Origin of the sequence: Pseudomonas brassicae (genome assembly GCF_010671725.1) — a bacterium.
GTDB classification, from domain to species: Bacteria; Pseudomonadota; Gammaproteobacteria; order Pseudomonadales; family Pseudomonadaceae; genus Aquipseudomonas; species Aquipseudomonas brassicae.
Map to the genome: position 1 here is coordinate 15566 of NZ_JAAHBU010000163.1, position 12341 is coordinate 27906.

Annotated in this window: 12 protein-coding genes and 4 pseudogenes; 15 read left to right on the forward strand and 1 reads right to left on the reverse strand. The window is 65.9% G+C overall.

The genetic code is table 11. The features are described 5' to 3' along the window. The first annotated feature begins 25 nt into the window (after positions 1–25). Positions 26–1448: pseudogene (gene aspA / locus G3436_RS13105) on the forward strand (aspartate ammonia-lyase). An 88-nt stretch (positions 1449–1536) separates the two neighbouring features. Here the strand turns inward: aspA and G3436_RS13110 are convergent. Continuing rightward, positions 1537–1935, reverse strand: coding sequence for a hypothetical protein (locus G3436_RS13110; protein ID WP_163945565.1), 399 nt, complete (start codon positions 1933–1935; stop codon positions 1537–1539). A gap of 263 nt (positions 1936–2198) precedes the next feature. On the opposite strand from G3436_RS13110, the gene G3436_RS13115 reads away from it, so the two are divergent. From G3436_RS13115 to G3436_RS13175, 14 genes and pseudogenes are all read left to right on the forward strand, one after another. Next, positions 2199–3614 carry an alanine/glycine:cation symporter family protein gene (locus G3436_RS13115; RefSeq protein WP_163945568.1) on the forward strand — a complete coding sequence of 472 codons (1416 nt, stop codon included), beginning with the start codon at positions 2199–2201 and terminating at the stop codon, positions 3612–3614. Positions 3615–3676: 62 nt separating this feature from the next. Next, a pseudogene (locus tag G3436_RS13120) lies at positions 3677–4252 on the forward strand (asparaginase domain-containing protein); the annotation flags it as partial. Positions 4253–4292: 40 nt separating this feature from the next. After that, a complete protein-coding gene (locus G3436_RS13125) occupies positions 4293–4583 on the forward strand; it encodes a hypothetical protein (RefSeq protein WP_243667125.1) in 291 nt (96 codons plus the stop codon). 122 nt (positions 4584–4705) lie between these two features. Next, a complete protein-coding gene (locus tag G3436_RS13130) occupies positions 4706–6403 on the forward strand; it encodes a GspE/PulE family protein (RefSeq protein ID WP_163945574.1) in 1698 nt (565 codons plus the stop codon). Further along, a pseudogene (locus G3436_RS13135) lies at positions 6400–7604 on the forward strand (type II secretion system F family protein). The gene G3436_RS13130 and the pseudogene G3436_RS13135 overlap by 4 nt, the downstream one beginning before the upstream one ends. A gap of 17 nt (positions 7605–7621) precedes the next feature. Beyond that, positions 7622–8035 carry a type II secretion system major pseudopilin GspG gene (gene gspG / locus G3436_RS13140; protein WP_163945585.1) on the forward strand — a complete coding sequence of 138 codons (414 nt, stop codon included), beginning with the start codon at positions 7622–7624 and terminating at the stop codon, positions 8033–8035. A gap of 2 nt (positions 8036–8037) precedes the next feature. After that, a complete protein-coding gene (locus G3436_RS13145) occupies positions 8038–8475 on the forward strand; it encodes a GspH/FimT family pseudopilin (protein ID WP_163945575.1) in 438 nt (145 codons plus the stop codon). Further along, positions 8472–8840, forward strand: coding sequence for a type IV pilus modification PilV family protein (locus tag G3436_RS13150; RefSeq protein WP_163945577.1), 369 nt, complete (start codon positions 8472–8474; stop codon positions 8838–8840). Before G3436_RS13145 ends, G3436_RS13150 begins: the two co-directional genes overlap by 4 nt. Next, positions 8837–9205 carry a prepilin-type N-terminal cleavage/methylation domain-containing protein gene (locus tag G3436_RS27585; RefSeq protein WP_243667127.1) on the forward strand — a complete coding sequence of 123 codons (369 nt, stop codon included), beginning with the start codon at positions 8837–8839 and terminating at the stop codon, positions 9203–9205. Before G3436_RS13150 ends, G3436_RS27585 begins: the two co-directional genes overlap by 4 nt. A 40-nt stretch (positions 9206–9245) precedes the next feature. Beyond that, positions 9246–9449, forward strand: a complete 204-nt coding sequence (locus G3436_RS27590; protein WP_243667128.1) for a hypothetical protein — start codon at positions 9246–9248, stop codon at positions 9447–9449. Between the two features lie 11 nt (positions 9450–9460). Further along, positions 9461–10477: a type II secretion system protein GspL gene (locus tag G3436_RS13160; RefSeq protein WP_163945579.1), complete on the forward strand. Its 1017-nt coding sequence runs from the start codon at positions 9461–9463 to the stop codon at positions 10475–10477. A 4-nt stretch (positions 10478–10481) separates the two neighbouring features. After that, positions 10482–11081, forward strand: coding sequence for a type II secretion system protein GspM (gspM, locus tag G3436_RS13165; RefSeq protein ID WP_163945581.1), 600 nt, complete (start codon positions 10482–10484; stop codon positions 11079–11081). Further along, entirely contained in the window at positions 11074–11586 is a 513-nt protein-coding gene (locus G3436_RS13170) for a type II secretion system protein N (RefSeq protein ID WP_163945583.1), read from the forward strand. The genes gspM and G3436_RS13170 overlap by 8 nt, the downstream gene beginning before the upstream one ends. A gap of 75 nt (positions 11587–11661) precedes the next feature. Further along, positions 11662–12341, forward strand: a pseudogene (locus G3436_RS13175) (type II secretion system secretin GspD); the annotation flags it as partial.

Here is a 12341-nt window from a genome sequence, read left to right on the forward strand (position 1 = left end):
GGCCCAACTCGAGATGATATCTATCATGTCCGCTGCTGCATCGTTCCGTGTCGAAAAAGACCTGCTTGGCACCCTCGAAGTCCCTGCTGATGCCTACTACGGCATCCAGACCCTGCGTGCTGCCAACAACTTCCACCTCTCTGGCGTGCCGCTGTCGCACTACCCGAAAATGGTTGTCGGCCTGGCCATGGTCAAACAGGCGGCCGCTGACGCCAACCGCGAGCTGGGCCACCTGAGCGATGCCAAGCACGCTGCCATCAGCGAGGCCTGTGCCCGCCTGATCCGCGGTGACTTCCACGAGCAGTTCGTGGTCGACATGATTCAGGCGGTGCCGGTACCTCCACCAACATGAACGCCAACGAAGTGATCGCCAACATCGCGCTGGAAGCGATGGGTCACCAGAAAGGCGAGTACCAGTACCTGCACCCGAACAACGACGTGAACATGGCGCAGTCGACCAACGACGCCTACCCGACCGCCATCCGTCTGGGCCTGCTGCTGGGCCACGATGCGCTGCTGGCCAGCCTCGACAGCCTGATCCAGGCCTTCGCTGCCAAGGGTGAAGAGTTCAGCCACGTACTGAAGATGGGCCGTACCCAACTGCAGGACGCGGTGCCGATGACCCTGGGCCAGGAATTCCGTGCCTTCGCCACCACCCTGACCGAAGACCTCAACCGCCTGCGCACCCTGGCGCCGGAAGTGCTGACCGAAGTCAACCTGGGCGTACCGCGATCGGTACCGGCATCAACGCCGACCCGGGCTACCAGGCCCTGGCCGTACAGCGCCTGGCGCTGATCAGCGGCCAGCCGCTGGTACCGGCTGCCGACCTGATCGAAGCCACCTCCGACATGGGCGCCTTCGTGCTGTTCTCGGGCATGCTCAAGCGTACTGCGGTCAAGCTGTCGAAGATCTGCAACGACCTGCGCCTGCTGTCCAGCGGCCCGCGTACCGGCATCAACGAAATCAATCTGCCAGCGCGTCAGCCAGGCAGCTCGATCATGCCTGGCAAGGTCAACCCGGTTATCCCGGAAGCGGTCAACCAGGTGGCGTTCGCCATCATCGGCAACGACATTGCCCTGACCTTCGCGGCCGAAGGCGGCCAGCTGCAACTGAACGTGATGGAGCCGCTGATCGCCTACAAGATCTTCGACTCGATCCGCCTGCTGCAACGCGCCATGGACATGCTGCGCGAGCATTGCATCGTCGGTATCACTGCCAACGAACAGCGCTGCCGTGAACTGGTCGAGCACTCGATCGGCCTGGTCACCGCCCTGAACCCGTACATCGGCTACGAAAACGCCACCCGTATCGCCCGTATCGCGCTGGAAAGCGGCCGCGGTGTACTGGAGCTGGTGCGTGAGGAAGGCCTGCTGGACGAAGCGATGCTCAACGACATCCTGCGCCCGGAAAACATGATTGCACCGCGCCTGGTTCCGCTCAAAGCGTAACCGCCGCCGTACTACCGCTCACCAGGTTGAGGGACTAGACACCTCTCACCTTTTGAGGGCCCTGGAACATTCTTCCAGGGCCCTTTTTTTATGCCTGCCCAGAAGGCTGCAGCTCGACATTCAGGAATGACGCGCTGCTGAAGACTTCCTTCATCGACCAGCCGACAAAGCTGAGCCCGGCGCCCACGATCACGCTCGCGACATTGCCCAGGCAGTAGTAGGCACCGAGCACACTGAGGGTCCACCCCAGGGTCGCGGCGATGACCACCCCTTCGGTCAACTTCGCACGGGTAAGCCGACGCGTCATCGCCTGGTAGTCGGCATCGGCCAGCACCAGCCCCTGATCGCAGGCCTGGCAGGTAATCGGCTGCCGGCGCATAAGCGTCTCGAGCTGACGCTGATCGGGCAGCCAGATGTGCGCGCACGCCGCGCAGTTCAGGTCCACCGCCGCGCACAGGCGCTGGTGCGCCGAGCGGTATTTTTGCATGGGCACGTCCGTTGCTGAGCACTCCAAAGGTCGGCGCGATGGTAACGGTTGGCGGGCCAGTTGCCCATAAGTTGCAGACGTGCAGGCCGCGCACCGGTATAGTGCGCGCCCTCTGGCCTGTGGCCGAGCGCGCAACACAACACCTGAACACACTTCGCGAATCATCGCGTCACGCCTCCCCTCTTCTTGTCCCACCGCACGGGTCAGCACCCCGGGGCTTGGCGTCGCCGTTGATTCGCCACCGGTTAAAGCGAGGAAATTCCATGCTTGAAGTCATCAACGACTTCCTCTCGGGCAAGGTACTGATCGTGCTCATTGTCGGTCTGGGCAGCTACTTCACGATCCGCTCGCGTTTCGTTCAACTGCGTCACTTCTTCCACATGTTCGCGGTATTCCGCGATAGCTTGAAAAACAGCAGCGACCAGCTCAGCTCGTTCCAGGCGCTGATGCTCAGCCTGGCCGGCCGGGTCGGCGCCGGCAACATTGCAGGTGTCGGCATCGCCGTGACCCTCGGTGGGCCTGGCGCAGTGTTCTGGATGTGGGTCACCGCACTGGTAGGCATGTCCAGCAGCTTCATGGAATGCACCCTGGGCCAGCTGTACAAGCGTTGCGACGCCGACGGCCAGTACCGTGGCGGCCCTTCGTTCTACATTCAGCACGGCCTGGGCAAGCGCTGGCTGGGCATGGTCATGGCATTCCTGCTGCTGGTGACCTTCGGCTTCGCCTTCAACGGCCTGCAATCCCATGCCGTGACCCACTCGCTCAATGATGCCTTCGGCGTCAGCACCACCTACGCCGGCATCGGCCTGGCCGTGGCGCTGGGCCTGGTGTTCATCGGCGGGATCAAACGCATCGCGGCGGTGGCCGACCTGCTGGTACCGATCAAGACCCTGGTGTACATCGCCGTGACCATCTATGTCATCGTGCTGCAGTTCGACCAGGTGCCGGCCATGCTGATGACCATCGTCAACAGCGCCTTCGGCCTCGACCAGGCGTTCGGCGGGCTGGTCGGCAGCGCGATCATCATGGGTGTTAAGCGCGGCGTGTTCGCCAACGAAGCAGGCCTGGGCAGCGCGCCCAACGTGGCCGCCGTGGCGCAGGTCGAGCACCCGGTGGCGCAGGGCGTGGTGCAGGCGTTCAGCGTGTTCCTCGACACCTTCGTGATCTGCACCTGCACCGCCTTGCTGATCCTGCTGTCGGGCTTCTACACCCCGGGCTTCGAAGGCGACGGCATTGCCTTGACCCAGAACTCGCTGGCCGCCGTGGTGGGCGACTGGGGGCGCATGTTCATCAGCGTGGCGTTGGCGCTGTTCGTGTTCACCTCGATCCTCTACAACTACTACCTGGGCGAGAACAACCTGCGCTTTCTAGTGGGCGACAGCCGCAAGGCGCTGATCGGCTACCGCGTGCTGGTACTGGTGCTGATCCTGTGGGGCGCGATCCAGAACCTGGCCACGGTGTTCGCATTCGCCGATATCACCATGACGATGCTGGCCTTCGTCAACCTGATCGCCGTGGCGCTGCTGTTCAAGATCGCCCTGCGGGTGCTGCGCGACTATGACGCGCAACGCGCCGCCGGGGTGAAGACACCGGTGTTCGATTCGGCACAGTTCCCTGATCTGGACCTGGACACCCGCGCCTGGCCGGCCAAGAGCAACGTCGACCCCCTCAAGCGCTGACAGCCTGCCGGGGGATGGCGTAAGGTGGTCGGCCCAGACGTTGCCGACCACGGAGACACGCCATGCCCCCCGCCCCTGCGCACAACCTCATGGTGCTCTACACCGGCGGCACCATCGGCATGCAGGCCGGCGCACACGGCCTGGCCCCCGCCTCCGGTTTCGAGCAGCGCATGCGTACGCACATGGCCACGCATGCGGGCCTGGCGCCCTGGCAGTTTCGCGAACTGCTGCCGCTGATCGACAGCGCCAACATGACGCCGCAGTACTGGCAGCGCCTGCGCGAGGCGATCATCGACGCCGTGGACGTGCACGGCTGCGATGGCGTGCTGGTACTGCACGGCACCGACACCCTGGCCTACAGCGCCGCCGCGATGAGCTTCCAGTTGCTGGGGCTGGCAGCGCCCGTGCTGTTCACCGGCTCAATGCTGCCGGCCGGTGCGGCCGACAGCGATGCCTGGGAGAACCTCGGCGGTGCCTTGCAGGCCCTCACCCAAGGCCTTGCCCCCGGCGTGCAGCTGTTCTTTCATGGTGAACTGCTAGACCCCCACCGCACCGCCAAGGTGCGCAGTTTCGGGCGGCACCCGTTCGTGACGCTCAGCCGTGCGGGCGGCGCTGCACGCGCGCCAGCTGCAACAGCACCGTACGCAGGGCAAGCCGCTGCGCCACCTCGAAGAGCTGTTGCAGGTCACCACCCTGACCACCGAGCACTACCAGCGTGTACTGCCCTTCATCACCCTGTGGGGCGGTGACGGGGTACCGGTCGCGGCGTACGCGGCGCCGACCCTGCGCAAGGCGCTGGGCCTCAAAGCCGCATCGGCGGTTGTCAGCAACCCCGGCTCGATGCTCAGCATCGACAGCCAGGCCGAGCTGGGCAACGGCACCACCGCTGGTGTGCTGACCACGGTAGTGCTGAATCCGGGCGACGGCGATGGCACTTTGTACCGGGTGTTGCGCTGGCAGGAACGCTAGGCGATTAACTGCCTGGTTCGGGAGTGTGTTTTTATCCCGCGCAAATTGTTATCATTTCCTACTTTTTTTGCGCACCCGCTTAATCGGTTGTGCGCTCGCTGTAGCCCGAGTGCCGTGAAGATATGGACATCATCGCAAACCTCATAGGGCGCCTTGTGGCTCAAGGCAGCCTGAGCCGTGACGGGCTCGAGCAACTCGCTCGCCTGCGTGGCGACCAGCCCGACAGTGCCGTGCCCGAATTGCTCGGGCGCCTGGGCCTGGTGTCGGAGCCTGACCTGGCCACGGCCTGGTCCGCGGCACTGGGCTGGCCACGCTTCGCCGGCCAGGCCGAGCCGGTCGACGCCGAACACCTGCCAGGCTTGCCTTCGCGTTTTTTGCTGCACCACGGCGTAGTGCCCGTGGGCCGCGCTGGCGATGGCCTGCTCGAAGTGGTGGGCTCGCGCCCGCTGAGCGACTACCCCTTCCAGGCCATCGAATATGCCACCGGCCTGCGTGTGCGGCGGCTGGTGGGCCTGCACAGCGAAGTCGAGCAACTGATCGAGCGCAGCTACGGTCAGGGCCGTACGGCGATGGGCTCGCTGACCGAGCATTTCGAGGACAGCGCCGAGCCGGACGATATCGATCACCTCAAGGACCTGGCCTCCGAAGCGCCGGTGATCAAGCTGGTCAACCTGATCCTGCAGCGCGCGGTCGAGATGCGCGCCTCGGACGTGCACATCGAACCCTTTGAGAACCGACTGAACGTGCGTTACCGCGTCGACGGGCTGCTGCGCGAGTCCGAATCGCCGCCGGTGAGCTCGGCGGCCGCCGTGATCTCGCGCATCAAGATCATGGCCAAACTGGACATCGCCGAGCGCCGCCTGCCCCAGGACGGGCGCATCGTCTTTCGCGTGCAGGGCAAGCAGCTGGACCTGCGGGTTTCCACGCTGCCCACCAGTTTCGGCGAATCGGTGGTGATGCGTCTGCTTGACAGGCAAACGATTGCGTTCGACTTCGTCGACCTCGGTTTCGACGGCCAGCGCCTGGAACGCTTTCTCGATGTGCTGCAGCGCCCGCACGGCATCCTGCTGGTCACCGGCCCCACCGGTTCGGGCAAGACCACCACCCTGTATGCCGCGCTGTCACGGCTCAATACCGCAGAGCGCAAGATCATCACCGTCGAAGACCCGGTGGAATACCAGCTCGACGGCATCAACCAGCTGCAGGTAAAGCCGGCCATCGGCCTGGATTTTGCCGGGGCGCTGCGCTCGATCGTGCGCCAGGACCCGGACGTGATCATGATCGGCGAAATCCGCGACCTGGAAACCTGCCGTATTGCCATCCAGTCGGCGCTTACCGGGCACCTGGTGCTCTCGACCCTGCACACCAACAGTGCCTGTGCGAGTATCGCGCGGCTGCTGGATATGGGCGCCGAAGGCTACATGCTGGCCTCGACCGTGAATGGCGTGCTGGCGCAGCGGCTGGTACGCCGCCTGAACCCTGCGCACCTCGAAGCCTTCGATGCGCCGGCGGCACTGGTGGCAGAGCACCACCTGGAGCGCTACACCGACGCACGTCCCGTGCAGTTGTACCGGCCCAGGGCGGATGCGCCCAATGGCGGTTACCAGGGGCGGGTGGCAATTACCGAATTGCTGGTGATGAACGAAGAGATCCGCGCGCTGCTGATGGGCAAGGCCGACAGCGCCACGCTTGAGCAGGCGGCGCGCAAGGGCGGCCTGCGCACCCTCTACGAAGACGGCCTGCGCCTGGCGCTGGCCGGTGTCACCAGCCTGGAAGAAGTGCTACGCGTGACCCGCGATGACACGGGGGCCGGGGCATGACGCAGTTTCGCTACCAGGCCCTGGAGAAGGACGGCAGCCGCACCAGCGGGCAGTTGGAGGCGGGCAGCGTCGAGCAGGCGTCAGCCAGTTGCAGGCCGGCGGGCTGATGATCATCGATATCCGCCCGGCGCGTAGCGGCGTGCTGACGGCTGGGCTGTTCAGCCGCGTGACCATCCCAGGCGCCGAAATCGCGCGGTTCACCGAACAGCTGGCAACCCTGCTCGATGCCGGCCAGCCGCTGGAAAGCGCGCTGGCGCTGCAGGCTCGCCAGGCCGGCAAGCAGCCCATGGGCGAGCTGCTCGCGCGCTTGCTGGAGCAGGTCAAGGGCGGCAGCTCGCTGTCGGCGGCCATGGCCGAAGAGCGCCAGGTGTTTTCCAACTTCTACCTCAGCCTGGTGCGCGCCGGCGAAGCGGCCGGCATGCTCGCGCAAACCCTGGCGCAGTTGGCGCACTACCTGGAGCGCTCGCAGAGCATGCGCAGCGACATGATCAGCGCACTGATCTACCCGGCGTTCCTGGTGGTCGGCGTGCTCGGCTCGCTGATCCTGCTGCTGGCCTATGTGGTGCCGCAGTTCGTGCCGATCTTCAAGGACCTGAACGTTGAGTTGCCGCTGATCACCGAGGTGATCCTGCACGTGGGCGAGTTCCTGGCGCAGTGGACCCTGCACCTGGTGCTGCTGCTGGCAGTGGGCGGCTGGTGGCTGGCCGTCTATCTGCGCGACCCGGCGCGGCGCCTGGCGCTGGATACCCGCCTGCTGCGGCTCAAGGCCTTCGGCCCGGTCATGCAGGGCATGGAGACCGCACGCTTCGCCCTCACCCTGGGCACCTTGCTGGACAAGAAGGTCAGCCTGCTGGCAGGCATGAACATCACCCGCCAGGTGGCCAGCAACCGCGCCATGGGCGCAGCACTGGAGCAGGCCACGCTGGGTGCCAAGGAGGGCCGCGCACTGTCGGCCGCGCTGGAGCAGACCCGGGTGTTCCCCGAGCTTGCGGTACAGATGATTCGTGTCGGCGAGCAGTCCGGGCAACTGGGCGCCATGCTGCTCAAGCTCGCCGAAATCTATGACAAACAGACGCAGAGCACGCTCAAGCGTTTCATGGCGGCCCTGGTGCCGATGCTGACCCTGATCATGACCGGCCTGGTCGCGATCATCATGTTGGCGATCATGCTGCCGTTGATGAGTTTGACCAGCAATATCTAAAGGAAGAGAAGGTGAACATGCGCCATAGCCGTCGTCGTAACCAAGGTTTTACCCTGTTGGAAATGCTTGCCGTGGTGGTGCTGCTGGGCATCGTGGCAACCATCGTGGTGCGTCAGGTGGGCGGCAACGTCGACAAGGGCAAGTACGGTGCGGGCAAGGCGCAACTGGCCAGCCTGAGCATGAAGGTCGAGAACTACGCCATGGACGTCGGCGCCGCCCCGGCACGCCTCGAGGACCTGGTGACAGCGCCTGCCGCCGCACGCGGCTGGCAAGGCCCGTATGCCAAGAACAGCGACCTGCTCGACCCGTTCGGGCATGCGTTCGGCTACCAGAGCCCCGGCGAGCACGGCAGTTTCGACCTGGTGTTCCTGGGGCGTGACGGCCGCGTCGGCGGCAGCGGTACCGATGCCGACCTGGGCAACTGGGAATAGCCTTGCGCCAGAGCGGTTTCACCCTGCTGGAGATGCTCGCGGTGCTGGTGGTGATCAGCATTGCCTTCACCCTGCTGGCCTCCGGGGTCAGCCGGGGGCTGGCCAGCGCGCGTGAGCGTCAGGCCACCGCCGAGCTGATCCAGAGCCTGCGCCAGGCGCGCAGCCTGGCGGTGTTCGAGGGCCGGCCGGTGGCGTTGCAGGTGGACCTGCGTACACGCTGCTACCACCTCGAACAACGCCCGCCACGCTGCCTTGAACAGGGCACCGAACTGCGCTTGGAAACCGCGGCGGGTGTGGCGGGCGAAGGTGCGGCCTTTGCCTTCTACCCCGATGGCAGCAGCAGCGGCGGCAACCTGCAACTGAGCAGCGCGGCACGCCACACCCGCATCGACGTGGGCTGGCTCACCGGCAGTGTCAGCCTGGCGCAGGGCACGCGATGAGGCGCAGGCAAGGCGGTTTTACCCTGATCGAGATGGTCGCTGCCACGGCGTTGCTGGCGATGGGGCTGGGCATCGTGCTGAACAGCATGGGCCAGTCGATGCAGTCGTTTGCCCGCAGCGAAATGAAGACGCGCATGGGCCTGCTGGCCCGTTCGCTGATGCAGGACAGCAGCGCCGGGCCGTTGCAGCCCGGCATCACCCGCGGCCAGCAGGACGGCATCGACTGGCGCCTTGAGTGCACCGAACAGGGCGCCGCCTCGGCCGTGCGCCTGCTGCACCTGCGTCTCACGCTGAGCCATGCCGGCCGTGAGGAAACCTTCACCACGCTGCAGGTGCGCGGCCTTGAGCCGAGGCTGCAGCCATGAGACGCATGCAGGGGTTCACCTTGCTTGAAGTGATCGTCGCGATCAGCTTGCTGGGCCTGTTGCTGGTGCTGGTGGCGAGCAGTTTCGCCACCGGCAACCGCTCGCTGCGCAGCAGCGCCAAGTACGCCGAGCGCCTCGACGAAGTGCGCGCCTCGCAGCGCTTCGTGCGCCAGGCGCTGCAGGACGTGCGCCCGCTTGCGCTGACCGACGCAGGCGGCTGGGAGCGCCTGTTCGAAGGCGATGCCCAGCGCCTGCGCTTCTTTGCCCCGGTACCCCTGGGCATCGGTGGCGGCCTGAAACTGCATGAGCTGGAATCGGTGCAGGCCAGCGACGGCACATGGCAGTTGAACGTGAAGTTTTTTTGAGCTCGATGGCCAGCGGCCGTGGGGCAGCGAGCAGATCTTGATGAGCCGCCTTCAGTCGCTGCATTTCAGCTATCGCGGCCTCGATGAAGAGCGCCGCATGACCGGCTGGCTGGAACAGTGGCCGTGGCCAGAGCGTTTGCCGCAGCGGGTACGCATCCAGGCCGAGGCGGATGGGCCGGTGCGCTGGCCATTGATCAGTGTTGCGATTCGTACAGGCCAACAGGTGGGAGCGCTTGCGCAATGAAAGGTAAAAGCATGCCGCCGGCACTTGACGTGCTGCTGGGGCAAATGCGCGCGCGGTATGACGCATCGCGCCTGCCGGGCTTTCTGCGCTGGTGGCGCAAGGAATTGCTGGCCTGTGCACCTGCAGCCCTGCGCGAGCGGTTGAGCACGCAGCGCACGCCCGTGGCGCTCCAGTGGCCTTCGCACCAGGCTCACGGCGTCACGCCTGGGCGTGCAGTGACCTTGTTGCTGGCGCCGGGCGAAACCCTGTTGTGCACCTTGCAACTGCCTCGCCAGGCCGCTGCGAACCTTCGGGCGGTGGTGGGGTATGAACTGGACAAGCACACCCCGTTCAATGCCGATCAACTGTATTTCGATGTACGCGCCCAGGCTGCCGATACGCCGGGCTGGCTGGACGTGCAGTTGCTGGTGATACCGCGTACCCGCCTGGACCTTGTGCTGCAGCAGGCCCAGGCCGAGGGCATTCAGGTGGTGCGGGTCGACGCCCTGGATGCGGCCGGTCAGGCGTATGCCATGAACCTGATGCCCGCGCCGCAGCGCGACCCCCAGGCCCAGCGTGTGCAGCACCTGAGGTACGGGTTCGGTGCCGCCATCGCGCTGCTGCTGGTGGTGAGCCTGGGCACCTGGCTGGGCAATCGCGAGCAGGCGCTGCACGAGATGCAAGCGCAGGTGACGCAATTGCGCGGCCGTGCTCTGCAGGTCGACGCCATGCGCAAGCAGGTACTGGCGCGCGCCGAGACCGACCGGGCATTGCAGAGCCAGGGCAGCGAGCGCCAGACCAGCGTGGCGCTGCTCAACCTGCTGACCACCTGCCTGCCTGCCGACACCTGGCTCGACCAGTTGGAGCTGCGCGCCGACGCCAGCGTCAGGCTCAGCGGCGCGAGCCGACAGGCCAGCAGCTTGCCGGGCCAGTTGGCGCGCTGCGCCGGCCTCACCCAGGCGAGTTTCCAGGGTGGCTTGCAACCAGACCGCGACACCGGGTTGGAACGCTTTACCCTCGTGGCCCAGCGCCGCCAACCGGGAGCCTGACGCCATGCAACTGACCCGAGGCATGCAGCGTGCCTGCGCAATCATCCTGGCCCTGTCGGGCGTATTGCTGGCCTACCTGATGCTGGTGCACTGGTGGTTGGTGGCGCCGCTGCAGCAGATGGCTGAAGAAGAGCAACTGCTGCAGGCGTCCTATCAGCGCTTTGCCGCCCTGGAGGCGCAGCGCGACGTGATGCAGGCGCGGCTGAGTGCCGTACGCGAGCAACCATTGCACAGCGACAGCCTGCTCAGCGGCAACGAACCGCAAGCGGGTTCGGCGCAACTGATGCAACTGGTGGCCGAGCGCGTGTCGCTGCAGCCGGCCACGGGGCTGGCCTGTAGCGTGCTGAACCGCGAGCCCCAACCTGCCCAGGCGCAGGGCCAGCTGATGGTGGTCCGGGTGAGTGTCGACCTGGAGTGCGGTATCGAGTCGCTGGCCGCAACCTTGCACCGCCTTGAAAACGAGGCGCCCTACCTGCGCGTGGACGCCCTGAACATTCGCCGCAGCGAGCAGCCCGCCGCCGTACCAGACCAGGCCGGCCGGCTGGCCGTGCAGGTGCAGGTCAGCGGCTACCTGAGCGTTGCCCAGGACACCCGCCATGAATGAACTGCGTCAGCGCTACCGACCCCTGTTGCCCCTGGCTGGCGTCACGGCCGTGCTGTTGAGCGTGTGGATGTTGCTGCTCAATGGCCTGGGCGCTGCGGTGCACTGGCCCGCGGTGCAGGCGCGCAGTCCTGCACCGCTGGCGCCGCCTGCCGAAGCCGGCGTGCCGGTCACGCCGACGCCCTTGCAGGATTATCAACAGGTCTGGCTGGCGCCGCTGTTCCACGCCCAGCGCCAGCCCGATGCGGCCAATGCCCCAGTGGCTACCTTCGATGCCGCGCCGATGCTCGACAGCCTGGTGCTGACCGGCATCGTGGCGGCACAACAGGTGCGCGTGGCCATGCTCAAGGACAACACCGGTGAGGCGCTGTCGCTCAAGGAGGGACAGACCCTGCCCAATGGTTGGCTGCTCGAGCGTATCGGCGAGCGGCATATCGAACTGGTCAATGGACCCACCCGGCAGACCCTGGAGCTTTCCACGCCCAGGTTGCCGATGACATTCCCCTGAACCCTACTGATTGTTGATCGTTATCAAGGATTGAAATTCGTGGTCAATCGTTTTGCGCTTTCGTGCCTCGCGACCCTGCTGCTGCAAGGCTGCGTCAACCCTGTTCAATCCACCTCGCAAGACGATCGCCTGATTCGCGAAGGGCTGGCCGGTACCGGTGTCGACGCCCCTTTGCCGGTGCCTGGCGGGCCGCTGGCAGCTCCACAGCCTGGTGCCCTGGTGTCGCCCCAGCCGCCGCGCCAGCAGATCGTGCGTGGCAGCCAGCAGTTCGTCGGCACGGCTGCGGCGCGCGCGCCCAGAAAGGTCGAAGATCCGCAGAACAAGGTGACCTTCAACTTCTCCAACCAGCCGATTGCCGCGGTGATCAACACCATCCTCGGTGACCTGCTGCAAGAGGATTTCAGCATTGCCCAGGGCGTCAGCGGCGAGGTGTCGTTCTCCACCGCCAAGCCGGTGGACAAGGGCCAGGCGCTGTCGATTCTGGAAACCCTGCTGTCGTGGACCGGCAACGCGCTGGTGCGCCAGGGCGAGCGCTACCTGGTGGTGCCGGCCGGGCAGGCCGTGGCCGGGCAGCTCACCCCGCAGCGGCGCATTCCCGCGCCGGGGGGTGGGCTGAGCGCGCGGCTGTTCACCTCGACTACATCTCGGCGGTGGAGATGCGCAAGCTGCTCACGCCGTTTGCCCGCGAGAACGCCTTCCTGCTGGTGGACCCGGCGCGCAACGCACTGGTCATGGCCGGTACCCCCGATGAGCTG

Bases quoted from the DNA above. Each gene is read 5' to 3' on its own strand.
- G3436_RS13110 (WP_163945565.1), bottom strand. From the start codon at position 1,935: ATGCAAAAATACCGCTCGGCGCACCAGCGCCTGTGCGCGGCGGTGGAC.
- G3436_RS13115 (WP_163945568.1), top strand. From the start codon at position 2,199: ATGCTTGAAGTCATCAACGACTTCCTCTCGGGCAAGGTACTGATCGTG.
- G3436_RS13130 (WP_163945574.1), top strand. From the start codon at position 4,706: ATGGACATCATCGCAAACCTCATAGGGCGCCTTGTGGCTCAAGGCAGC.
- gspG (WP_163945585.1), top strand. From the start codon at position 7,622: ATGCGCCATAGCCGTCGTCGTAACCAAGGTTTTACCCTGTTGGAAATG.
- G3436_RS13150 (WP_163945577.1), top strand. From the start codon at position 8,472: ATGAGGCGCAGGCAAGGCGGTTTTACCCTGATCGAGATGGTCGCTGCC.
- G3436_RS27585 (WP_243667127.1), top strand. From the start codon at position 8,837: ATGAGACGCATGCAGGGGTTCACCTTGCTTGAAGTGATCGTCGCGATC.
- G3436_RS27590 (WP_243667128.1), top strand. From the start codon at position 9,246: ATGAGCCGCCTTCAGTCGCTGCATTTCAGCTATCGCGGCCTCGATGAA.
- G3436_RS13160 (WP_163945579.1), top strand. From the start codon at position 9,461: ATGCCGCCGGCACTTGACGTGCTGCTGGGGCAAATGCGCGCGCGGTAT.
- gspM (WP_163945581.1), top strand. From the start codon at position 10,482: ATGCAACTGACCCGAGGCATGCAGCGTGCCTGCGCAATCATCCTGGCC.
- G3436_RS13170 (WP_163945583.1), top strand. From the start codon at position 11,074: ATGAATGAACTGCGTCAGCGCTACCGACCCCTGTTGCCCCTGGCTGGC.